We start from the raw sequence: 22,590 nt of genomic DNA on the forward strand, positions 1-22,590 counted from the left end.
GACCAAGGTCGACACCCACCAACAGCCGCGGGAACCTGTCGAAGGCGGGGTGGCTCAGGTTGCGGGGGCGTGAGCGCCATGGATGGCGCGACCGAGGCTACAGGGACGTACTTGCGCCGTCCCCCGCAACCTGAGCCACCCCGCCCCCCTCAGGAAGCCACTTCTGCCGTTGACGTTGACGTTGCCGGCCAGCGGCCGGCACTACCGCGGGTGCAGGGCGCAGCCCTGCCGAACAACATCCCTCAGTAACGAGGCCGGCCTTCTTCCAGCACCTGGCGCAGGAACGGCACGGTGATCCGCCGCTTCGCCGCCAGCGATTCGCGGTCCAGCCAGTCCAGCAGGGTGATCAATCCACCCAGCTCACGGCCGGTGTGCGACAGCAGCCACTCGATGGCCGCTTCGTCGATGGCCAGGCCGCGTCGCAGTGCACGCTCGCGCAGCACGGCCGCCCGCCCTTCCTCATCCAGCGGCTGCAGCAGCACGCGCACGCACTGGCCCAGCCGCGAGCGCAGGTCCGGCAGCACCAGGCCCAGTTCGCCCGGCGCCTTCTGTGCCGTGTACAGCACGGTCACGCCCGCAGCGCGCGCACGGTTGTGGAAATCGAACAGCGCGATCTCATCCTCGCGGTTGCCGGCAACCTCGTCCAGGCCGTCCAGCGCCACCAGTTCGCGCGCTTCCAGCCCATCAAGCGCCGCACGGACACGGCCGGCGGCGCTGGCCAGCGGCACGTACGTCGGCAACCGTCCGGCCTGCTCGGCGCTGGAGCACATCGCCAGCGCCTGGTGGGTCTTGCCGGTTCCCGCCGCACCTTCCAGGTAGACCCAGTCGTGGCTGGCGCCAACCGCGATCGCGCGCAGCTGCGCCAGCGCGCCATCCGGCGCGCCGATGAAGGTCTCCAGGCGCTGGTCCCGCGGGTAATGCAGGGCCAGCGGCAGTTGCGGCACACCCATCACTTCAGGTCGGGGCCCTTGTCGTCCGGAACGATGATATGGGGCGCGTCGACCACGCCATCAAGCACGATCGCCGGCTTCTCGCCCACGTACAGTTCGCTCTGCCGATAGCGCTGGTGGGCATAGCGCAGCAGCACGTTGGTCACCGCCGCTACCGGCAGCGCCAGCAGCATGCCGAGGAAGCCGAACAGCTGGCCGCCGGCCATCACCGCGAAGATCACCGCCACCGGGTGCAGGCCGATCTTGTCGCCGACGATGCGCGGGGTCAGCACGTAGCTTTCCAGCAGCTGGCCCACGGTGAACACCACGCCGACCAGGATCAGCAGCTTCAGGTCGAAGCCCTGCGCCTGCACCAGCGCGGCGATCACCGCCATCAGCACGCCGGTGGTCGCGCCCAGGTACGGGATGAAGCTGATCAGGCCGGCAATCAGGCCGATCAGCAGGCCCAGCTTGAGGCCGACCAGCGACAGGCCACCGGCGTAGATCACGCCCAGCGCCAGCATCACCAGGAACTGGCCACGGATGAACGCACCCAGCACCTCGTTGGATTCACGCGCCAGCGCGCTGATGGTGCCGATCTGGTTGCGCGGAATCACCGAGGCCACCCGCTCGACCAGCTTGTCCCAGTCGCGCAGGAAGTAGAACGCCAGGATCGGCAGCAGCAGGATGTTGACCACCCAGGTCACCATCGCAAAGCCCGAACGCGAGACGTAGCCCATGAACGTGGTGGCGAAGCCGCCGGCCTGCTGCCAATGGCTGCGCACCCATTCGATCAGGCGGTCCGGATCCAGCCACTGCATCACTTCCAGGCCGGTCTTGTGCTCGAACCAGGGGATGCCGGTCTGCATCAGCCACGCCTGCGCCTGCGGCGCGGCCGCGATCAGGGTGGTGATCTGGCGCTCGATCATCGGCACCAGCACCAGCAGCAGTGCCACGATCACCAGCACCATCGCTGCGAACACCAGCACCACGCCGGTCATGCGCGAGCGGCCGGTGGCCTCGATGCGGTCCACCAGGGGGTCACCCAGCCAGGCCAGCGCCAGTGCAAGCACGAACGGGGTCAGGATCGGCGCCAGCAGCCACACCACCCAGCCGATCAGGCCGGCGAACAGGATGTACTTCAGCCGGCGCAGGAACTGCGCGATTTCAGCTTCCGGGCTCAGGATCATCGCAGGCGGTACTCGTTGCTGACCGGCGCGGCCACCGGGGCACCGGTGGTGTCATCGATCGGGGTCGGCAGGGCCGGCAGCGGCGCGCTTGGCACCAGCACGCCATTGTCGCCAAGCATGCGGTTGAAGCCGGCCAGGCCGGTGGTCATCTCCACGCTCAGCTCCAGTTGGCCGGCCGAGGCGTGCAGCGGGGTGACGCTGCGCACCACCGGCACCTCGCGCAGGCCAGCGGCCAGCCGCAGGTAGTCATCGGCGCTGTTGATGCCGGTCACCACCAGGCGGTAGGTGCCGGCCTGGCCGACGGCCACGCCGGCCTTGGCATAGCGCTTGACCAGCGCATCGGCGGCACCGTCGGCACCGGCGGCCATCGCGCGCATGGCGTTGGCGTCCTTGCTGGTCCACTTGTTCAGTTCGCGGCCGTTGTCGACGAACACCCAGTCCGCCTGCCAGCCACCGTTGGCGCGGTAAAGCTTGCCGATCAGCTGCATCGGCGGCGAGTAGCGCGAGGAGGCACGGGCCACGGCGGCGCTGTCCTGGCGCCAGATGGCACCGGCCAGGGCCTGTTCGGCAGCACCGCCGCTGGGCAGGCCCAGCTTGTAACCCCGCTCGATGGCGCGGTTCAGCAGCGGGCGGGCGGCATTGGCCTGCTGCACGCTGACCAGGCGCGGGCCACTGCCGTCGTCGACGGCCAGCCACAGCACCGGCTTCGGTCGCGGCTGCGGCCACAGCGGCAGGCCCAGCGCCGAGACCAGCGAATCGACGTCATCCTCGCGGAAGCGGGCCACCAGCAGGGTCCGGAAGCTCGGTGCGCCGCTGGCACCCACGCTCTGGTCCTGCTTGTAGTCGTAGCTGGCCACGTAGTCCTTGGCATTGCGCAGCGCCTGCACCACGCCGGGGCGTGACATCACGTTGCGGTCGCCGGACAGCTTGCCCAGCACCACGCTCAGGGCACGGGCCAGGGCACCGTTGCGATCGGCCTCGGCCTGGCTGTTGACGGGCACTTCGGCCTCGTAGGCCCCCGAAGCGGTGGCGACATCTCCCTCGGTGCGCAGGCCGCTCTGGGCCATCGTGGCCACCGGCAGGCTCAGTGCAAGGAGCAGGGTCAGAATCAGGCTGCGGCGCATCAGGACATCCATTGGCTCGACGAATCCGGGGGAATTGTTGCCCGAATACGGCCTTTGCGCCAATGCGGCCTGTTAAAATCGCTCATTCAACCCCTGCCAGCGCCGACGCCCGTGACCAACACCCCGTCTTCCGCCCCTTCCCCCCTCACCTACCGTGACGCGGGTGTCGACATCGACGCCGGCAACGCGCTGGTCGAGCGGATCAAGCCCCTGGTCAAGCGCAGCTTCCGCCCGGAAGTGATGGGCGGCCTGGGCGGCTTCGGCGCCCTGTTCGACCTGTCCAACAAGTACCGCGAGCCGGTGCTGGTGTCGGGTACCGATGGTGTGGGCACCAAGCTGAAGCTGGCCCACCAGCTGAACCGCCACGATACGATCGGCATCGACCTGGTCGCCATGTGCGTGAACGACGTGCTGGTGCAGGGTGCCGAGCCGCTTTTCTTCCTGGACTACTTCGCCACCGGCAAGCTGGACATCGACACCGCCGCAGCGGTCGTGGGCGGCATCGCCAACGGCTGCACCGAGGCCGGCTGCGCGCTGATCGGCGGCGAAACCGCTGAGATGCCCGACATGTATGCCCCGGGCGAGTACGACCTGGCCGGCTTCACGGTCGCCGCGGTCGAGAAGAGCGAGCTGAAGGACGGCGCCAGCGTGGCCGCCGGCGACGTGCTGATCGGCATCGCCTCGTCCGGCCCGCACTCCAACGGCTACTCGCTGGTGCGCCGCATCTACGACCGCGCCGGCCGCCCGGCCGACCTGGAGCTGGAGGGCGGCGTGAAGCTGGTCGACGCGCTGATGGCACCGACCCGCCTGTACGTGAAGCCGATCCTGGCACTGCTGAAGTCGCACGGCGAGGCCATCCACGGCATGGCCCACATCACCGGTGGCGGCCTGACCGAGAACATCATCCGCGTGGTGCCCGACGGCCTCGGCCTGGACATCCAGGCATCGTCCTGGACCCTGCCGCCGGTGTTCCAGTGGCTGCAGAAGGAAGGCGCCGTGGCCGACAGCGAGATGTGGCGCACCTTCAACTGCGGCATCGGCTTCGTGCTGATCGTGGCAGCCGACCAGGTCGCCGCCGTGTCCGAGGCGGTCAAGGCGCAGGGCCTGGACCACTGGACCATCGGCCAGGTGGTCACTGCTGAAGGCGCCGAGCGCGTCCACATCGGCTGAACCCGGCCCCGAGGAGCCCGCATGGACGCAATGCCCCCGCTGCCCCCTACCCCCGTGCCGCCGCCAACGACGGCGGTACCGGCGTTCAGCCCCCAGGACGCCGACCACCTGCGCATGCTGTCAATCGCGCACTACGTGGTCGGCGGCCTGATCGCGCTGTTCTCGCTGATCTTCATCGTCCACATCGTGCTCGGCGTCACCGCGCTCACCGGCAACCTGCCGATGAACTCCGGCGGCCAGCCCTCGTCGCCGGCCGAACAGCGCGTGTTCGGCTGGATGTTCGTCGTGATCGGCTGTGCCATCGTGTTCGGTGGCGTCACCCTGGGCGCGTTCGTGGCCTACGCCGGCCGTTGCCTGGCCCGCCGCCGCCGCTACCTGCTGTGCCTGATCGTGGCCGGGCTGGCCTGTCTGTTCACGCCGATCGGTACCGTGCTGGGAGTACTCAGCCTGATCACGCTGCTGCGTCCGCAGGTCAAGGCCGCGTTCGACACAGCGGGCACGGCGGCATGACGAGCCCGGGCGCACCGCCGCCGCTGCCGCAGCAGACCCTGGCGCACCTTCAGCTGGGCAGCCACCTGCAGACGCTGAAGGTGCTGTTCTACGCGCTGGCGGTTTTCCACTGGATGGCCGCGCTGGCCTTCCTCGGTTTCATCGGCCTGGTTGCCAGCTCGCGCGGGCTGGACGATGGCGCGGTACTGGCCACCGTGTACGGCGTCGTTTCAGCGCTGGCTGCCGCGCTGGGCTTCGTGCAGCTGCACACCGCGCGCCTGCTGTCGCGCCGCACCGGGCTGGCCTGGTGCCAGCGCGCGGCCTGGCTGGCGGTGCTGGCCGGCCCGCTGGGCATGGCCCTGACCGCCTATGCCTGGGTGTTCCTGTCCAAGCCTGACATGGCCGCCCTGTTCGACCGCGGCGACCATCTCCGCGTCTGAACTTGCCGGCAGACGCCCCGCCCTTTCCTGATCGACTTCCCATGTCCGCGCCTGCCCTCCCCACGACCGCTTCGCCCAGCGCCTTCCGTGTCTCGCGCCCCAAGAAGCTGGCCTTCGCTGCCGTGCTGGCGGTATTCGCGGTCAGCTGGATCCAGCCGCTGTGGCCCACCGAGCAGGCGCTGCACAGCACGCTGACCGTGATCGGCCTGGGCGCCCTGCTGTGGGTCGACCGCCGGGGTGGCTGGCTGGGCAACGGTGCCTTCATCGCGATCTGCGGCTTCATCGCGCTGCACTGTGTGGCCGCCCGCTGGCTGTACTCGAACGTTCCCTACGACGCGTGGACGCAGGCGCTGATCGGCTGGTCGCCGAATGCGGCGTTCGGCTGGCAGCGCAATCATTTCGACCGCCTCATCCACTTCCTGTTCGGCGTCTGTTTCACGCCGGCACTGCTGCAGCTGGCACGTCACGCCTGGCCGGCGCTGCGCCGCGGCCAGGCCTTCGCCCTGGCGGTGATGACGGTGATGTGCGCCAGCCTGGTCTACGAGTGGTTCGAATGGGCCATCGCGCTCGCCCTGTCGCCGGACGCCGCCGAGGCCTACAACGGGCAGCAGGGCGACATGTGGGACGCCCATGCCGACATGCTGATGGCCACCGTGGGCAGCCTGCTGACCTGGCCGCTGATCCGCCGGAGTACCCCGCAATGACCGCGCCCACCCGCATTGCCGTGCTTGCCTCCGGCCGCGGCAGCAACCTGCAGGCCATCCTCGATGCCATCGCTGCGGGACGCCTGCGCGCCGAGGTCGTCGGCGTATTTTCCGACCGCCCGGCCGCCGCCGCGCTGCAGCGGGTCAGCGCCAACCTGCGCTGGGCGCATGCGCCGAAGGAATTCCAGGACCGCGCCGCCTACGAGCAGGCACTGGGCGACGCACTGGCCGCGGTCGCACCGGACTGGATCGTCTGCGCCGGCTACATGCGCATACTCGGCGCCGCCTTCGTGCAGCGCTTCAATGGCCGCCTGGTCAACATCCACCCGTCACTGCTGCCGCTGCACAAGGGGCTGGACACGCATGCGCGGGCACTGGATGCAGGCGATGCCGAGCACGGTGCCAGCGTGCACCTGGTCGTACCCGAGCTGGACGCCGGCGCCGTGCTGGCCCAGGTGCGGGTACCGGTGCTGCCCGGCGATGACGCCGACACCCTGGCCGCGCGTGTGCTGGCGGTGGAGCATCCCCTGCTGATCGCCACGCTGCAGCTGCTGTGCGCCGGCCGCCTGACTGAACGGGAGGGCCAGCCGCAACTGGACGGTCACCCCCTGTTTAGCCCGCTGGCCCTAGATTCCGCCGGGAACCTGAACCGGTAACGCCCACGCACACGCCCCGCTGACTGCGGGGCTGGCATCCTGCCCACCTCCTGCGGCTCCTCTCTTCCATGAAGACCACGACCCTGCTGTCCACTTCGCTGCTGCTGTCGCTTGTCGTGCTTCCCGGCGTGGGTTGGGGCCAGGCGCAGGCGCCTGCCGCCTCGCCGGCTCCGGCTCCGGCGCCGCTGCCAGCGGTGCAACCGCCGGCCGAAGCGGCGGCCCCGGCCCTGCCGGCCTTGGCGTGGGAACCGCCGCCGCTGCAGCCGTTCAGCGCCACCTACCAGGCCTTCTACAAAGGCAAGGAGGCCGGCGACGCCAGCATGCAGGTCACCCATACCGGCGGCAACCAGTGGCGGGTCGACATGCAGGTGGTCGGCCGCCGCGGCTTTGCCAGCGTGCTGGGCCTGAACATCGAGCAGAGCACGGTGTTCGAGGAGCGCGCCGGCGCCTATGCACCGCTGAGCCAGAGCACGGTGCGCAAGGGCCTGTTCCTGGGCAAGAAGGCGGTCGGCACGTACAACTGGCAGGCCGGTACCGCGCAGTGGACCGGCGACGTCGAGAAGAAGCGTGCGCAGCCGATTCCGCTGCAGCCGGGCGACCAGAGCGCCCTGCTGATCAACCTGGCGATCATGCGGGATGCCCGTCCGGGTGCCACCATGCACTACCGCTACGTGGACATGGGCAAGGTCCGCCAGCACGACTACCAGGCCGCGCCGCAGACCGAGAACGTCGAGGTCGGCGACCTGTCCTACAACGCGCTGCGGGTCTACCGGACCAACGGCGGCAACAACGAAACCATCCTCTGGATCGCCAACGGTGTCCCCACCCCGGTGCGCATCCTGCAACGCGAAGACGGCGAAGACCGCGTCGATCTGCGCCTGATCGAATACCAAGGAGTCTGAGCATGAGCACCCTGACCCGCCCCCTCACCTGGATCGCTGCAGCCGCGCTGTCGGTGGCCAGCCTGCCGGCCATGGCCCTGCAGCCGTTCAAGGCCGATTACCTGGCCAGCTACATGGGCATGCAGGCCAATGGCAGCATGACGCTGAGCAGCGAGGGTGCCAACAAGTGGCGCTACACGCTGCAGGTGAAGAACCAGCTGGCCGACCTGAGCCAGAGCACCGTGTTCGAAGAAGTGCGCGGCCAGCTGCGCCCGCTCAGCAGCCAAGACCGTTCGGCGCTGCTGGTGAAGAAGCGCAACGTGCAGGCCAACTACAACTGGACCAGCAACCAGGCCACCTGGACCGGCGACATCAAGCCGGACCGCGCTGGACCTATCGCACTGAAATCCGGTGACATGGACGCGCTGCTGATCAACCTGGCGATCGCCCGTGACCTCGCCGCCGGCAAGCCGCTGACCTATCGCATGGTCGACGAAGGCCGCATCAAGAACATGACCTACCGCGTGATCGGCAAGGAGTCGATCACCGTGGGCGGCAAGAGCTACGAAGCGACCAAGGTCTCGCGTGCCGACGGCAACAAGGAGCTGATCGCCTGGATCGTGCCGGAGTTCCCGGTGCCGGCGCGCATGCTGCAGCGGGAGAACGACCGCGATGCACTGGACCTGACCATCAAGGCGATGAACTGAGTGCCGGGGTCGGATCCCATTCCCTCGGGGATGGGCTCCGACCCCAGGCCCCGCGAAAAGAAAACGCCCGCTTTCGCGGGCGTTTTTCTTACTTCTTTTCTTCGGCCGCCGCCGGCTTGAACTCGGTACGGCAGTCCACGCGGATCTGCTCGCCGGTGCTGCGCCAGACGAAGGTGCGGCAATGGCGGTTGCCGTCCTGGCTGTCATTCACCGCAACCGCATAGAACGACTCGATGATCTCGTCGCGCGAGACCGTGCCATCGCCATTCCAGTCCATGTCCTTCTGCTCGATGCCCTGGGTGATGGCGATGTTGGCGTACCAGGCGTAGCCCAGCCACGCCAGCACGATCAGCACCAGCGCCAGCAGCGCCTTGCGACGCGGGCTGAACTTGCCGCGCAGGATCATGGCACGCGCCGGATGGTGGCACCGAGCGAAGACAGCTTCTCTTCGATGTTCTCGTAGCCACGGTCAAGGTGGTAGATGCGGTCGATGGTGGTCTCGCCGCTGGCCATCAGGCCGGCCAGGATCAGCGAGGCCGAGGCACGCAGGTCGGTGGCCATCACCGGTGCGCCACTCAGGTGCTCGCTGCCCCGCACGATGGCGGTGTGGCCTTCGACCTGGATGTCCGCGCCCAGGCGCAGCAACTCGTTGACGTGCATGAAACGGTTTTCGAAGATCGTTTCGTTGATCACGCCGACGCCGTCGGCCACGCAGTTGAGCGCCATGAACTGCGCCTGCATGTCGGTCGGGAACGCCGGGTACGGCGCAGTGGTCAGGTTGACCGCCTTCGGCCGCTTGCCCTGCATGTCCAGGGTGATGGTGTCGTCGGTGGTCTCGATCTTCGCACCGGCTTCGACCAGCTTGGACAGCACCGCGTCCATGGTGTTCGGGCGCGCACGGTTGACCGTGACCTTGCCGCCGGTCATCGCCGCAGCCACCAAGAAGGTACCGGTCTCGATGCGGTCGGGCAGCACTTCATGGCGGCCGCCGGACAGGCGCTCGACGCCTTCGATGACCAGGCGGGCAGTGCCCAGGCCTTCGATCTTCGCGCCCAGCGCGATCAGGCAATGCGCCAGATCGGTCACTTCCGGTTCCATCGCACAGTTGTCGAGGATGGTGGTGCCTTCGGCCAGCACCGCGCCCATCAGCACGTTCTCGGTGCCGGTAACGCTGACCATGTCGAAGGTGAAATGGCCGCCCTTCAGGCGCTTGGCCGTGGCCTTGATGAAGCCGTTCTCGACCACGATCTCGGCGCCCAGCGCCTGCAGGCCCTTGATGTGCTGGTCGACCGGACGCGAGCCGATCGCGCAGCCGCCGGGCAGCGACACTTCCGCCGCGCCGAAGCGGGCCAGCAGCGGGCCCAGCACCAGGATCGAGGCGCGCATGGTCTTGACCAGCTCGTACGGGGCAACATGCTGGTTCACCGGACGCGGGTCGACCACGATCGCACTGCCGCGCGACAGCGTGCCCTGGTCGATGGTGACCTTGGCACCCAGTTCACCCAGCAGCTTCACCGTGGTGACCACATCGTGCAGGTGCGGCACGTTGGTGATCTCCACCGGCGCATCGGCCAGCAGGGTCGCGCAGAGAATGGGGAGGACGGCGTTCTTGGCGCCGGAGATGCTCACTTCACCGTGCAGCGCAGCGCCGCCGGTCACAACGATCTTGGCCATGTATTCGGGATCTTCTGCGGTTCAGCCGGCTTCGGCCGGGGTCACGGTTTTCAGCGCCAGCGCGTGGATCGCGCCGCCCATCAGGTCGCCCAGGGTGGCATAGACCATCCGGTGGCGGGCCAGCGGCATCTTGCCGGCAAAGGCCTCGCAGACCACGGTCGCTTCGAAATGCACGCCATCGTCGCCCTGCACGTCGGCGCGGGCGCCGGGCAGGCCGGTTTCGATCAGGTTGCGGATGGTGTCGGCGTCCAACGGGCTTTCCTAATAAAATGTGCCTCCATTCTACTTCCGCTGCGTGGCGTCCGCATGGCCGAATCCCTGTTGCCCCCCCGTTCCGTCGACCCTGCCGGCCTGGTCGCCAGCGGCCGCCGCGTCTTCGAGATCGAGCGGCAGGCGCTGGATGCCGTGGCCGACCGCCTCGGCGAGGCCTTCCAGCAGGCTTGCCAGGCGATCCTGGCCAGCCGCGGCCGGGTGGTCGCCACCGGCATGGGCAAGTCCGGGCACATCGCCCGCAAGATCGCCGCTACGCTGGCCTCCACCGGCACTCCCGCGTTCTACGTGCATCCGGGCGAAGCCGGCCATGGTGACCTGGGCATGATCACCGAGGCCGACGTGGTGCTGGCCCTGTCCTATTCGGGCGAATCGGACGAAGTGCTGATGCTGCTGCCGGTGCTCAAGCGCCAGGGCAACGTGCTGATTTCCATGACCGGCCGCCCGCAGTCCAGCCTGGCCACCGCCGCCGATATCCACCTGGACGTCAGCGTGCCGGCCGAGGCCTGCCCGCTGGCGCTGGCGCCGACCTCCAGCACCACCGCCTCGCTGGCGATGGGCGATGCGCTGGCCGTGGCCCTGCTCGACGCACGCGGCTTCACCGCCGACGATTTCGCCCGCTCGCACCCGGCCGGCAGCCTCGGCCGCCGCCTGCTGCTGCATATCACCGACGTCATGCACACCGGGGAGGACCTGCCCAGCGTGGGGGCCGACGCCAGCCTCAGCGAGGCGCTGGTCGAAATGAGCCGCAAGCGGCTGGGCATGACCGCCGTGGTCGATGCCGACGGTGTGCTGATCGGTCTGTTCACCGACGGTGACCTGCGCCGGGCGCTGGACAGCGCGCTGGACGTGCGCGCCGCGAAGATCGCCGATGTGATGACCCGCAACCCACGTACCATCGGCGCCGACCAGCTGGCGGTGGAGGCTGCCCGGCTGATGGAGACCCACAAGATCACGGGCCTGATCGTGGTCGACGACCAGGGCCGGGCGGTCGGTGCCCTGAACATTCATGACCTGTTGCGGGCCCGGGTGGTTTAACCGACAGTCCGTAGACCCCATTCAGTCTGTACCGTCCCAACCCGAATCCACCGAGCCTGCCACCCTGATGCCCTGGTCCCCCCTGCCCGCCTTCCCCGCCCACCTGCATGCCGCCGCGGCCCGCGTCCGCCTGGCCTGCTTCGACGTGGACGGCACCCTCACCGACGGTCGGCTGTACTACGACAAGGACGGCAACGAGAGCAAGGCGTACTTCGTGCAGGATGGCCTGGGCCTGAAACTGCTGCAGCAGCACGGCATCCACCCCGTGCTGATCACCGCGCGCAACAGCCAGTCCGCGCTCAGGCGCGGCGCCGACCTCGGCATCGATACCCAGATCGCCGTGGGCGACAAGCTGGCCAGCGTGCAGGCGCTGTGTGCGCAGCACGGCATCGGCCTGGAGCAGGTGGCCTTCATGGGCGACGACCTGCCTGACCTGGCACCGCTGGGCGCGGTCGGCCTGGCGGTGGCGCCGGCCAACGCGCACCCGTGGATCGCCGAGCGCGTGCATTGGCAGACCCGCGCCGATGGCGGACGTGGTGCAGCCCGTGAGCTGTGTGACATCCTGCTGGCCGCGCAGGGACATGTGGACGCGGTCCTGGCGAGGTTCGGCGCATGAACCTGCCGAGCCTGAACTGGCGCACCCTGCTCGGCATCGGCCTGCTGCTGGCGGCCCTGCTCAGCAGCTGGGCGGCCCTGCGCAACCGCGACAAGGGTCCGGCCACTGCCGGCCAGGATGTCGGCGTGGACTACGTCCTGCACGACTTCCAGGTCGTCGCCCTGGATGAGCACGGCAAGGAATCGACCACCCTGCGCGCACCGTTGCTGGAGCGCCAGCGTGGCGACCAGACCATCAACATCGCCACGCCGCTGTTCGAGATGCCGGACAAGGATGGCAAGCACTGGACCCTGCGTGCCGAGACGGGCTGGCTCAGCGCCAAGGGCGACCAGATGAAGCTGCGCGGCAATGTCGCCGGCGACAGCCCGGCCGATCCGGGCGTGGTGCCGACCACCTTCCGCACCGACCACCTGGACGTGTTCCCGAAGGAGAACCGTGCCCGCACCGATGCGCTGGTCACCATGACCCGCCCCGGCATGGAACAGTCCGGCGTTGGCTTCGAGGTGGATTCGAAGAACAACACGTATCATTTCCTCAGCCAGTCCAAGGGCCGTTACACGCCCCGACGCTGATTCCGCCGCCCTCCTGCGACGTCCCCGGACAGGCGCAAGGCAGGCAGCCCACCCATCCGCCCCCGGTTTCCCGGGCGGCCCCACCGGTAGAACGGACCCCGATGAAGATTCCCTTTGCAGCCGTACTCGCGCTCGGTCTCCTTGTTCCCAGCGCTGCCTTTGCCAAGTCCACCGACCGCAACGAGAACATGAACATCGACTCCGGCGCGCAGTCGGGCGTGCTCACCGGCGATGGCAAGACCGTGCTCTCGCAGGGCGTGACCGTCACCCAGGGCTCGCTGGACATCCGCTCGTCCGAAGCCGAGATCTACCTGAAGGACGGCGAGGCCGTGCGTGCGGTGTTCACCGGCAAGCAGGCCACGATGAAGCAGCAGCTCGACGATGGCACCTGGATGGACGCGGTGGCTGATCGCATCGACTACGACATCAAGACCGAGATCATCACCCTGACCGGCAACTACAAGGTCACCAGCGCGCGCGGCACCAATGCCGGCCAGCGCATGGTCTACAACACCCGTAGCGGCGAAATGAATTCCGGTGGCGATGGCAGCCGCGTGCGCACCGTCATTCCGCCGAAGAACAAGAACGCGGCGGCACAGCCGGCGGCCACGCCCAAGGCGGCGGCGCCGGCCAGCACGTCGGCCAAGCCGGCCGGGAGCAAGAAGTAATGCTCGTCGCCAAGGGCCTGCGCAAGCGCTACAAGCAGCGCGAAGTCGTGAAGGACTTCGGGCTGACCCTCGACGCCGGTGAAGTGGTGGGCCTGCTCGGCCCCAACGGTGCCGGCAAGACCACCTGCTTCTACATGATCGTCGGCCTGGTCGCCGCCGATGCCGGCAGCATCGTGCTCGACGGCAAGGACATCACCAGCGATCCGATGTACACCCGTGCCAAGCAGGGCGTGGGCTACCTGCCGCAGGAGCCGTCGGTGTTCCGCAAGCTGACGGTGGCCGACAACCTCCGCCTGGTACTGGAGCTTCGCGAAGACCTGGATTCGGCCGGCCGCGAACGCGAATTGAACAGCCTGCTCGACGAATTGCAGCTGGGCCATGTGGCCGACCAGCTCGGCGCCAGCCTGTCCGGTGGCGAACGTCGTCGCTGCGAGATCGCCCGCGCACTGGCCGCGCAGCCGCGCCTGATCCTGCTCGACGAACCGTTTGCCGGTGTCGACCCGATCTCGGTGGGTGAAATCCAGCGCATCGTCACCCATCTCAAGCAGCGTGGCATCGGCGTGCTGATCACCGACCACAACGTGCGCGAGACCTTGGGAATCTGCGACCGCGCGTATATCCTCGCCGAGGGCACCGTGCTGGCCCAGGGCTCGCCGGAGGCGATCCTGGACAACGCCGACGTACGTCGCGTCTACCTTGGGGATTCCTTCAAGCTGTGACCGCAGGCGCCGGGTCCCTTTCCTTCCGTTCGGCACAGGCATGAAGACTCGGCTGCAGACATCGTTGGGACAACAGCTGGTGCTCACGCCCCAGCTGCAGCAGGCGATCAAGCTGCTGCAGATGTCCACGACCGAGCTGGAGCTTGAAATCGCCCAGGCCGTGGAGAGCAATCCGCTGCTGGACTGGGCCGACAGCAACGACAGCAGTGCCGCCAATGAGGCCAGCGACAGCACCGATGCCGACGCGCCCGCCGAACGCACCGACAACGGCGACGACTGGGCGCCGGCCGAACTCGACTGGAGTGCCGCCGGCAGTGGTGGCAGCTTCGACGATGACGATGACACCGGCAGTGCCGCCGAGCGCGTGGCGGAAACCGAAACGCTGGCCGACCACCTGCTGTGGCAGCTGCACCTGTCGCATCTTTCCACGCATGACCGCAGCATCGGCGCTGCACTGATCGATGCCCTGGACGACGATGGTTACCTGCGCGAACCGCTGGCCACCATCGCCGAAACCCTGCTGCCGGCGGTCCATGCCGGTGAGGATGAAATCCTCGCGGTGCTGCATCGCATCCAGCGTTTCGACCCGGTCGGCGTTGCCGCGCGCACGCTCGGCGAGTGCCTGCAGCTGCAGCTGGACGTGTTGCCTGCCGACACCCCGGGGCTGGCGCTGGCGCGACAGATTGCCGCAGGCCCGCTGGAACGGCTGCCGCGCAGTGGCGTCTCCGGGCTGGCGCATGAACTGAAACAGCCGCTGGACGAGGTCGAGACGGCGGTCGCGCTGCTGCGCTCGCTGGACCCGCGTCCGGGCACGCAGATCGCGCCGCTGTCGCAGGACACCTATGTGGTGCCCGACGTGGTGGTGTGGCGGCAGAACGGCATCTGGCGCGCAGCGCTGGCGGCCCATGCCGGGCCGAAGGTGGTGATCCACCGTGGCTACGAACAGCTGATCCGCCGCTGTGGCGAGGCCGACGCCGGCTACCTGCGCGGCCAGCTGCAGGAGGCGCGCTGGCTGCTGAAGGGCCTGCAGCAGCGCGGCGAAACCCTGCTGCGGGTGGTGCGCAGCCTGATCCTGCAACAGGCCGGCTTCCTCGAATTCGGCGAGCAGGCGCTGCGCCCGCTGACCCTGCGCGAGATCGCCGCCGAGCTGGGCCTGCACGAATCCACGGTGTCGCGCGCGATCGCCCGCAAGCACGTGCGCACGCCGCGCGGCACCCTGCCGCTGCGCGCCTTCTTCGCCTCGGGTATCGATACCGAAGGCGGTGGCGAGGCGTCCAGCACGGCCATCCAGGCGATGATCCGCCGCCTGATCGACGACGAGAACCCGCGCAAGCCGCTTTCTGACGCCAAGCTGGCTGACCTGCTCAAATCGTCGGGAATTCCAGTAGCGCGACGCACCGTGGCGAAGTATCGTGAAGCCATGAACATTTCCGCCTCGCACGAAAGGGTCAGAATCGCTTGACGCGCCGCCGCGCCCGGCGGAGAGGTTCATTGGCACATCCGAACACAGGAGAAACCCGATGCGCATCGAAACGTTTGGCAAAGACGTCGAAGTCACCCCGGCCCTGCAGTCCTATGTAGAGGAGAAGCTGGCCCGGATCGGAAAACACTTCGACCAGCACTGCGAAGCGCGGGTGACCCTCAAGCTGCAGAAGACCGAACACCACGTCGACGCCAGCCTCAACATTCCGGGGCAGACCCTGCACGCCGAGGCCGGCGGCCAGACCATGTATGCCGCGATCGACCTGCTTGCGGACAAGCTTGACCGCCTGGTCATCAAGCACAAGGAGAAAAAACAGCAGCACGCACCGCTGCCGGTGGGCGACAATGGTGGCTGATCGCCACCGTTCCCCGCAGACATGCCCCTGACTGACCTCCTGGCGGCCGTGCAGACCCAGCTCTGCACGGCCACCGACCGTGACAGCGTCCTGCAGGCCGCCGCCGGGTTGCTGGCCTGCCGCCAGGCCAACGCCGAACAGATCTATCTGAACCTGTGCCAGCGCGAAGCCCTGGGCAGCACCGCGATCGGCCACGGCATCGCCATCCCCCACGGCCGCGCGCCGACCCTGGACCGCCCCCGTGGCGCCCTGCTGCGACTGGCGACCCCGGTCGATTTCGGCGGCGACGAACCGGTGGACCTGGTGTTCGCGATGGCCGTCCCCGCCCACTACACCCACCAGCACCTGATGCTGCTGTCCGAGCTGGCCGAGCTGTTTTCCGCACCGGACATCCGCCAGGCCCTGCGCGAAGCCGGCGATGCCCGGGCGCTGCGCGAGGCGCTGGACATGACCCCACCTGCGAGTGCCGCATGAATACCAGCATCACCGCCCGTGAACTGTTCGAACAGCAGCGCGAGCGGCTGGGGCTGCGCTGGGCCGCTGGCAAATCCGGTGAGAAACGCGAGCTGGAGGCCGGCAACACGGTCTCGCGGCGTCCGTCGCTGGCCGGCTACCTCAATGCGATCTATCCCAACAAGGTGCAGATCCTGGGCACCGAGGAACTGTCCTGGCTGGACGCGCTGGAACCCCGCCAGCGTTGGGAGACCATCGAGAAGATCATGCAGTCGCATCCGCTGGCGCTGGTGCTGACCCGCAACCAGGCGTGCCCGGAAGACCTGCGCGCGGCCGCCGATGAATCCGGCACACCGCTGTGGCTGTCGCCCAAGCGCGGCCACGAACTGCTCAACCACCTGTCCTACCACCTGGCGCGCACGCTGGCGCCGCGGGTGATCCTGCATGGCGTGTTCATGGAGATCTATTCCATCGGCGTGCTGATCACCGGTGAGGCCGGGTCGGGCAAGAGCGAGCTGGCGCTGGAGCTGCTAAGCCGCGGCCATCGGCTGGTAGCCGACGATGCGCCCGAATTCACCCAGATCGCCCCGGACGTGCTCGACGGCACCTGCCCCGAACTGCTGCAGGACCTGCTGGAAGTGCGCGGCCTGGGCGTGCTGAATGTGCGCGAGATGTTCGGCGACACGGCTGTAAAGAAGAACAAGTACCTTCGGCTGATCGTCCATCTGACCAAGCCGATGACCGAACCCACCCCGCATGGCTACGAGCGCCTGACCGGCGACTCGGGCACCCGCCATGTGCTGGACCTCGACGTTCCGCTGATCACCCTGCCGGTGATGCCCGGCCGCAACCTGGCCGTGCTGACCGAAGCCGCCACCCGCCTGCACATCCTGCGCACCAAGGGCATTGATCCGGCAGCGATGTTCATCGCCCGCCACAGCAATCTGCTGGAACGGCGAACACCCTGATTCCCCTGCCCCTCGAAGAGCCTGTTCATGAGCACCGCCACCCCCTCCGCCCCGACCCTGATCATCGTCAGCGGCCTGTCCGGCTCGGGTAAATCCGTCGCCCTGAAGACCTTCGAGGATCAGGACTACTACTGCTCGGACAACCTGCCGATCCACCTGCTGCCGGACTTCGTGCGCAGCCTGCTGGCCAACCACGATGGCAGCGCGCCGCGCCGGCTGGCGGTGGGCATCGACGTGCGCGGCCAGGCCGACCTGAGCCAGCTGGGCGACTGGCGGCAGCTGGCCACCGACGCCGGCGTGGAAGTGAAGGTGCTGTTCTTCGAGGCCAGCGACGAAACGCTGCTCAAGCGCTATGCCGACACCCGCCGCCGCCATCCGCTGAGCCAGCTGGGCCTGTCATTGCCCGAGGCGATCGCCCGCGAGCGCGAGCTGACCGCGCCATTGCGCCGCGAGGCCGATGCGGTGATCGATACCAGCAACCTCAACGTGCACCAACTGCGGCGGCGGATCATCACCGAGTTCGCGATGGACCATGCCACCGGCCTGTCGCTGCTGTTCGAATCATTCGCCTACAAGCGCGGTGTACCCGCCGAGGCAGACTTCGTGTTCGATGCGCGGGTGCTGCCCAATCCACACTGGGACCCGGACCTGCGTGCGCTCAGCGGCCGCGAACCGGGTGTGCGCGACTACCTGGAAGCGCAACCGGACGTGCAGCGCTACCTGGCCCAGCTGATGGATTTCCTCGATACCTGGCTGCCGAAACTGGGTGATGGCACCCGCAGCTACGTGACCGTGGCGTTCGGCTGCACCGGCGGCAAGCACCGCTCGGTGTTCCTGGCCGAGCGCATGGCCCGGCATGCCCGCGAGATGGGCTGGCAGGACGTGGCGACGTACCACCGCGAACAGGATTGAGGGGGGCCGGCCGGGCTGCGCCCGGCACCCGTCGGTAGTGCCGGCCGCTGGCCGGCAACAGCAACAGCAACAGCAAAAGCGGCATTCCGTGGGATGGCGGGGCGGTGTGGGTAGGCAGGACACGCCGTGAACCCCCCTCCGGGGTCCGGCCCAGCCGCTGGCGGCTGGGCGTTCGGGCGCTTGCGAAGCAGTGCTTCGCAAGCAAAGCGCCCTCACCCATGGGGGCTCGATGGCGCCATCCATGGCGCCAACGGTCCTGCCTACCCACACCGCCCCGCCTCTGACAGATTCCGTGCGCTGTTGGTAGGTGTCGACCTTGGTCGACACGATGGATCCACACCATGCGTGGATGATTCGCTGTCAGGCATCGAAAAACGCATGGGGTCGGATCCCTTTTCCAGGGGAAAAGGGCTCTGACCCCGATAACGCTGAATACGGGACACAGTGCCCCTCATCTGCTGCTATCGCCGATTCACCTTGACCTGTTAACGTGCAGTAATGACCTGTGGCATTCTCCTCGTAACACATCCCGGGGTCGGGACCGCCCTGCTTGACGTGGCGACCCGGCTCCTGCGGCAATTGCCGCTGAAAACCGAAGCTTTCGAAGTACCGTTCGACGCAGACATGGACGCCCTGCTCCCGCTCGCCTCGGCCGCCCTGCGGCGGGTCGACAGTGGTGAGGGCGTGCTGATCCTGACCGACCTGTACGGCGCCAGCCCCGCCAACCTTGCAGGGCAGCTGGCCCGGCTGGGGACCCCGGTTCGCCGGGTGTCGGCACTGAGCCTGCCGATGTTGCTGCGGGTGATGAATTATCCGGAACAGGGACTGGATCAACTGCCCGCCACAGCCGCGGCGGGTACCCGTAATGGAGCGATAGTCGACGATGCTTGAACGAGAACTCACCGTCAGCAACCGCCTGGGCCTGCATGCCCGGGCCACCGCCAAGCTGGTGCAGACCCTGGCGCCGTTCCGCTGCAACGTGACCATGGCCGCCAAGGGCCGTGAGATCAACGCCAAGAGCATCATGGGCGTGATGCTGCTGGCCGCCGGCCAGGGCACTCCGGTCACCGTGCGCATCAACGGCGAAGATGAAGCCGCCGCGATGGAGGCGGTGGTGGGCCTGTTCGAACGCCGCTTCGACGAGGACAGCTGAGCGTGCCACGCGCACGCGCCGGCCAGCTCCCTTCCGGCCAACGGCCGGTACAGCTGTTGGCCGGCCATGGCGCGGCGCGCGGAACGGCGATGGGCCGGGCGCGCGTGCGGCTGCCGCATGCACTGGAAGTGGCCGAGCAACGCGTGGCCGCCCACCAGGTCGAGGCCGAACTGGCCCGCCTGCACCGTGCGCTGGATGCCGCGCGTACGGAAATGCACGAACTGCGTCAGCGCCTGCATGGCGCACTGAACCAGGAAGTGGGCGAGTTCCTCGACCTGCACGCGTTGCTGCTGGACGACCCCGAGCTGCTGTATGGCCTGGACGAACTGATCCGCAGCGGCCCGTACAGTGCCGGCTACGCGCTGCGCCTGCAGCGTGACCGCCTGGCCAAGGTCTTCGATGGCATGGACGATGCCTACCTGAAGAGCCGCATGGACGATCTCGACCATGTGATCGGCCGCATCCACGCCTTCCTGCAACCCGAACGCCCGCCGGTGATGAAGGGCCTGGCCGGCGAGATCCTGGTCTGCGACAACATCGCCCCATCCGAACTGGCGCAGCTGCAGGCGCAGGGCGTGGTCGGCATCGTCACCGCCGCCGGCAGCGCGCTGTCGCACAGCGCGATCCTGGCGCGCAGCCTGCACCTGCCCCTGATCGTCAATGTGCCGCAACTGCTCAGCCGCGTCGCCGACGGCGACGTGCTGATCATCGACGGTGCCGACGGCAGCATCACCGTCAACCCGCTGGCCGACAACCTGCGTGACTACCGCGCACGCCTGAAGGAACACGCGCGCGAGCAGCGCGAGCTTGGCCGCCTGCGCAGCAAGCCCAGCCGTACCCGCGACCAGGTCGACATTGCCCTCCTGGCCAATGCCGAATCGCTGGAGGACGTCACCCAGGCGCATGCGCTGGGCGCGCAGGGGCTGGGCCTGTACCGCACCGAATTCCTGTTCCTGCAGCGCAACGAGCTGCCGGACGAAGAAGAACAGTTCCAGACCTACCGTGATGCCGCACTGGGCATGAGCGGCCGGCCGGTGACCATCCGCACGCTCGACCTGGGTGCGGACAAGGCCGATCGTACCGGTCTGACCCTGAGCAACGAAGAGAACCCGGCACTGGGCCTGCGCGGCGTGCGCCTGTCGCTGGCACGGCCCAAGGTGGCCGACACCCAGCTGCGCGCGATCCTGCGCGCCTCGGCCTACGGCAAGCTGCGCGTGCTGGTGCCGATGGTCAGCACCCGCGAGGAACTGCTGGCGGTGCGCCGGCGCATGCTCAAGCTGAGCGAACAGCTGCGCAGCGAAGGCCATATGGTGTCCGAGCACGTGCCGCTGGGCGCGATGATCGAAGTCCCGGCGGCGGCATTGGCGCTGGAGAGTTTCATCGATCTGGTCGATTTCCTGTCGATCGGCACCAACGACCTGGTGCAGTACCTGCTGGCCGCCGACCGCAACAACGAGGCGCTGGGTGAGTTGTATTCACCGTTGCACCCGGCGGTGCTGCGGCTGTTGCAGATGGTGATCGAGACCGGCGCACGCCACCGCATCCCGGTGGCGGTCTGCGGCGAGATGGCCGGTGATGCGCGGATGACCCCGTTGCTGCTGGCGCTGGGCCTGAGCGAGTTCAGCCTGCATCCCGGTACGTTGCTGGAGGTGCGCCGTGCCATCCGCGAAGCCGATCTGGGTGCGCTGCGCGCCCGTGCCCCGAAGCTGCTGGCCGCGCGCGACCGCCGCGCCATCGAACGCTGGCTGGCGCTGGTGGCCGATACGCCCTGACACCACCCGCTCGCCGGGCATGCACGCCTGGGGTCAGATCCCTTTTCCGCGGGAAAAGGGATCTGACCCCGTCTCGTTGAAGGCCAAGAGGTTGCCGGCCAGCGGCCGGCACTACCGCCACCCGGCGGCTATGCGCTGAAACATCCCCTTGCGATAATGACGCGCTGAACACCCCTGTTGCCGCATCCTTGCCGGGATCGCGGCTTTTCTTATCCCGCGGGAGCTGCGATGGCTGAAGCTGTACGCCACGACAAGACTGCGCGCCAACTGCGGATGTTGTCCGATGCACTGGACAGCGGCCGGCTGGGCCCGGTACGTCGGCTGGTCAACACCCTGGCCCCGGCCGAGATCGGCAACCTGCTTGAATCGCTGCCGCCGGGCAAGCGCGAGGTGGTGTGGGGCCTGGTTGATCCGGAAGATGACGGCGAGGTGCTGGTCCACGTCGGCGAAGACGTGCGCGAGAGCCTGCTCGCGGACATGGACCCGGACGAGATCATCGCCGCGGTCGAAGACCTGGACATCGACGACCTGGCCGACCTGGTCGAAGACCTGCCCGATACGGTCATCGACGAGGTCCTCAAGTCGATGGACCGCGAGAACCGCGAGCGCCTGGAGCAGGTGCTGTCCTATCCCGAGGACAGCGCCGGCCGCCTGATGAACCCGGACGTGGTGACCGTGCGCGCCGACGTCAATGTCGACGTGGTGCTGCGCTACCTGCGCCTGCGCGGCGAACTGCCGGACCATACCGATCACCTGTTCGTGGTCAGCCGGCGCCATCAGTACCTCGGCCGGGTGTCGCTGGCGGCACTGGTGACCCACGAGGACACCACCCCGATCAACCGCCTGATCGACGACGAGCAGCCGGCCATTGACGTCGGCGAGAGCGACCAGGAGGTCGCCCGCCAGTTCTCCGACCATGACTGGATCTCCGCGCCGGTGGTGGACGACAACAACATCCTGATCGGCCGCATCACCATCGATGACGTGGTCGACATCATCCGTGGCCAGGCCGAGCACCAGGCACTGGGCGCCGCCGGCCTGGACGAGGACGAAGACCTGTTCAGCCCGGTCTGGCGCGCCATGCGCCGGCGCTTGATGTGGCTGTCGGTGAACCTGTGCACCGCCTTCCTGGCCTCCAGCGTGGTCGGCCACTTCGAAGGCACCATCGACAAGCTGGTGGCGCTGGCCGTGCTGATGCCGATCGTGGCGGGCCTGGGCGGCAATGCCGGTACCCAGGTGCTGGCGCTGATGGTGCGCGGCCTGGCACTGGGCCAGGTAGGCGCGTCCAACGCGCGCACGCTGCTGTGGAAGGAGGTGCGGGTCGCCTTGTTGAACGGCGTGATGCTGGGTTCCGTGCTGGGGCTGATCGTGCTGGCCTGGTTCCACTCGCCCGGGCTGTCGGCAGTGATCGCCATCGCGCTGACCTGCAACCTGCTGTTCGCCGCACTGGCCGGCGTGCTGGTGCCACTGACCCTGAAACGCTTCGGCTTCGACCCGGCGCTGGCCAGCGGCATCTTCCTGACCGCCGTGACCGACTCGATGGGCTTCTTCACCTTCCTCGGCCTGGCCACGCTGGTGCTGCTGCACTGAACCCTGCAGGGTCCGATCCCCGCCGCGCGGAGTTCCGACCCACGCCAAAACCCAGGG

At 68.1% G+C, this 22,590-nt stretch carries 27 protein-coding genes; 21 read left to right on the top strand and 6 right to left on the bottom strand.

Annotated features, from left to right (window positions below):
* Positions 1-242: 242 nt before the first annotated feature.
* From hda to E5790_RS04660, 3 genes are read right to left on the bottom strand one after another with little or no spacing between them, the layout of a single operon-like run.
* Positions 243-950, bottom strand: coding sequence for a DnaA regulatory inactivator Hda (gene hda, locus E5790_RS04650; RefSeq protein ID WP_014646247.1), 708 nt, complete (start codon positions 948-950; stop codon positions 243-245).
* Positions 950-2,119, bottom strand: coding sequence for an AI-2E family transporter (locus E5790_RS04655; protein WP_014646246.1), 1,170 nt, complete (start codon positions 2,117-2,119; stop codon positions 950-952). Before E5790_RS04655 ends, hda begins: the two co-directional genes overlap by 1 nt.
* Positions 2,116-3,255 carry a DUF2066 domain-containing protein gene (locus E5790_RS04660; protein ID WP_014646245.1) on the bottom strand — a complete coding sequence of 380 codons (1,140 nt, stop codon included), beginning with the start codon at positions 3,253-3,255 and terminating at the stop codon, positions 2,116-2,118. The genes E5790_RS04655 and E5790_RS04660 overlap by 4 nt, the downstream gene beginning before the upstream one ends.
* A gap of 99 nt (positions 3,256-3,354) precedes the next feature.
* On the opposite strand from E5790_RS04660, the gene purM reads away from it, so the two are divergent.
* From purM to E5790_RS04695, 7 genes are all read left to right on the top strand, one after another.
* Positions 3,355-4,413: a phosphoribosylformylglycinamidine cyclo-ligase gene (gene purM, locus E5790_RS04665; RefSeq protein WP_014646244.1), complete on the top strand. Its 1,059-nt coding sequence runs from the start codon at positions 3,355-3,357 to the stop codon at positions 4,411-4,413.
* Positions 4,414-4,434: 21 nt separating this feature from the next.
* Positions 4,435-4,923 (top strand): hypothetical protein, encoded by a 489-nt coding sequence (locus tag E5790_RS04670; protein WP_136191703.1) that lies wholly within the window; start codon positions 4,435-4,437, stop codon positions 4,921-4,923.
* A complete protein-coding gene (locus E5790_RS04675; RefSeq protein ID WP_014646242.1) occupies positions 4,920-5,342 on the top strand; it encodes a hypothetical protein in 423 nt (140 codons plus the stop codon). The genes E5790_RS04670 and E5790_RS04675 overlap by 4 nt, the downstream gene beginning before the upstream one ends.
* Before the next feature lie 41 nt (positions 5,343-5,383).
* Positions 5,384-6,046 (top strand): DUF2238 domain-containing protein, encoded by a 663-nt coding sequence (locus tag E5790_RS04680; RefSeq protein WP_136191704.1) that lies wholly within the window; start codon positions 5,384-5,386, stop codon positions 6,044-6,046.
* Positions 6,043-6,702, top strand: a complete 660-nt coding sequence (purN, locus tag E5790_RS04685; RefSeq protein ID WP_014646240.1) for a phosphoribosylglycinamide formyltransferase — start codon at positions 6,043-6,045, stop codon at positions 6,700-6,702. Before E5790_RS04680 ends, purN begins: the two co-directional genes overlap by 4 nt.
* A 68-nt stretch (positions 6,703-6,770) precedes the next feature.
* Entirely contained in the window at positions 6,771-7,604 is an 834-nt protein-coding gene (locus E5790_RS04690; RefSeq protein ID WP_049441054.1) for a DUF3108 domain-containing protein, read from the top strand.
* Positions 7,605-7,606: 2 nt separating this feature from the next.
* On the top strand, positions 7,607-8,290 hold the full coding sequence (locus E5790_RS04695) for a DUF3108 domain-containing protein (RefSeq protein WP_014036249.1): 684 nt from the start codon (positions 7,607-7,609) through the stop codon (positions 8,288-8,290).
* A gap of 88 nt (positions 8,291-8,378) precedes the next feature.
* On the opposite strand, the gene E5790_RS04700 is transcribed toward E5790_RS04695, so the two are convergent.
* The 3 genes from E5790_RS04700 to E5790_RS04710 are packed head-to-tail and all read right to left on the bottom strand — an operon-like array spanning position 8,379 to position 10,216.
* A complete protein-coding gene (locus tag E5790_RS04700; protein WP_032957609.1) occupies positions 8,379-8,696 on the bottom strand; it encodes a hypothetical protein in 318 nt (105 codons plus the stop codon).
* Complete coding sequence (gene murA / locus E5790_RS04705; RefSeq protein WP_014646237.1) at positions 8,693-9,964, bottom strand: UDP-N-acetylglucosamine 1-carboxyvinyltransferase; 1,272 nt, start codon at positions 9,962-9,964, stop codon at positions 8,693-8,695. The genes E5790_RS04700 and murA overlap by 4 nt, the downstream gene beginning before the upstream one ends.
* A gap of 21 nt (positions 9,965-9,985) precedes the next feature.
* Positions 9,986-10,216, bottom strand: a complete 231-nt coding sequence (locus E5790_RS04710; RefSeq protein ID WP_005408396.1) for a BolA family protein — start codon at positions 10,214-10,216, stop codon at positions 9,986-9,988.
* 54 nt (positions 10,217-10,270) lie between these two features.
* On the opposite strand from E5790_RS04710, the gene E5790_RS04715 reads away from it, so the two are divergent.
* The 14 genes from E5790_RS04715 to mgtE all read left to right on the top strand — a co-directional run bounded on the left by E5790_RS04715 (position 10,271) and on the right by mgtE (position 22,533).
* Positions 10,271-11,272 (top strand): KpsF/GutQ family sugar-phosphate isomerase, encoded by a 1,002-nt coding sequence (locus E5790_RS04715; RefSeq protein WP_136191705.1) that lies wholly within the window; start codon positions 10,271-10,273, stop codon positions 11,270-11,272.
* Between the two features lie 67 nt (positions 11,273-11,339).
* A complete protein-coding gene (locus E5790_RS04720; protein WP_014036245.1) occupies positions 11,340-11,888 on the top strand; it encodes an HAD hydrolase family protein in 549 nt (182 codons plus the stop codon).
* Complete coding sequence (gene lptC / locus E5790_RS04725) at positions 11,885-12,460, top strand: LPS export ABC transporter periplasmic protein LptC (protein WP_014646235.1); 576 nt, start codon at positions 11,885-11,887, stop codon at positions 12,458-12,460. The genes E5790_RS04720 and lptC overlap by 4 nt, the downstream gene beginning before the upstream one ends.
* A gap of 101 nt (positions 12,461-12,561) precedes the next feature.
* Entirely contained in the window at positions 12,562-13,128 is a 567-nt protein-coding gene (gene lptA, locus E5790_RS04730; protein ID WP_032959333.1) for a lipopolysaccharide transport periplasmic protein LptA, read from the top strand.
* On the top strand, positions 13,128-13,847 hold the full coding sequence (gene lptB, locus E5790_RS04735) for an LPS export ABC transporter ATP-binding protein (protein WP_005415558.1): 720 nt from the start codon (positions 13,128-13,130) through the stop codon (positions 13,845-13,847). The genes lptA and lptB overlap by 1 nt, the downstream gene beginning before the upstream one ends.
* 40 nt (positions 13,848-13,887) lie before the next feature.
* A complete protein-coding gene (locus E5790_RS04740) occupies positions 13,888-15,309 on the top strand; it encodes an RNA polymerase factor sigma-54 (protein WP_014646233.1) in 1,422 nt (473 codons plus the stop codon).
* 58 nt (positions 15,310-15,367) lie between these two features.
* Positions 15,368-15,685 (top strand): ribosome-associated translation inhibitor RaiA, encoded by a 318-nt coding sequence (gene raiA / locus E5790_RS04745; protein WP_005415556.1) that lies wholly within the window; start codon positions 15,368-15,370, stop codon positions 15,683-15,685.
* 21 nt (positions 15,686-15,706) lie between these two features.
* Entirely contained in the window at positions 15,707-16,159 is a 453-nt protein-coding gene (locus tag E5790_RS04750) for a PTS sugar transporter subunit IIA (RefSeq protein ID WP_032130191.1), read from the top strand.
* Positions 16,156-17,106, top strand: coding sequence for an HPr(Ser) kinase/phosphatase (hprK, locus tag E5790_RS04755; RefSeq protein WP_005408388.1), 951 nt, complete (start codon positions 16,156-16,158; stop codon positions 17,104-17,106). Before E5790_RS04750 ends, hprK begins: the two co-directional genes overlap by 4 nt.
* A gap of 27 nt (positions 17,107-17,133) precedes the next feature.
* The gene (gene rapZ / locus E5790_RS04760; RefSeq protein ID WP_136191706.1) at positions 17,134-18,018 is read left to right on the top strand and encodes an RNase adapter RapZ; all 885 of its coding nucleotides are present in this window, start codon (positions 17,134-17,136) and stop codon (positions 18,016-18,018) included.
* 498 nt (positions 18,019-18,516) lie between these two features.
* Positions 18,517-18,909, top strand: coding sequence for a PTS fructose IIA component family protein (locus E5790_RS04765; protein WP_032958481.1), 393 nt, complete (start codon positions 18,517-18,519; stop codon positions 18,907-18,909).
* On the top strand, positions 18,902-19,171 hold the full coding sequence (locus E5790_RS04770; RefSeq protein WP_005408385.1) for an HPr family phosphocarrier protein: 270 nt from the start codon (positions 18,902-18,904) through the stop codon (positions 19,169-19,171). Before E5790_RS04765 ends, E5790_RS04770 begins: the two co-directional genes overlap by 8 nt.
* Positions 19,172-19,173: 2 nt before the next feature.
* Positions 19,174-20,943 carry a phosphoenolpyruvate--protein phosphotransferase gene (gene ptsP / locus E5790_RS04775; protein WP_032958484.1) on the top strand — a complete coding sequence of 590 codons (1,770 nt, stop codon included), beginning with the start codon at positions 19,174-19,176 and terminating at the stop codon, positions 20,941-20,943.
* 228 nt (positions 20,944-21,171) lie between these two features.
* Positions 21,172-22,533 carry a magnesium transporter gene (mgtE, locus tag E5790_RS04780; protein ID WP_008266103.1) on the top strand — a complete coding sequence of 454 codons (1,362 nt, stop codon included), beginning with the start codon at positions 21,172-21,174 and terminating at the stop codon, positions 22,531-22,533.
* Positions 22,534-22,590 lie beyond the last annotated feature (57 nt).

The organism is Stenotrophomonas sp. PAMC25021 (assembly GCF_004795795.1).
GTDB lineage: Bacteria > Pseudomonadota > Gammaproteobacteria > Xanthomonadales > Xanthomonadaceae > Stenotrophomonas > Stenotrophomonas muris.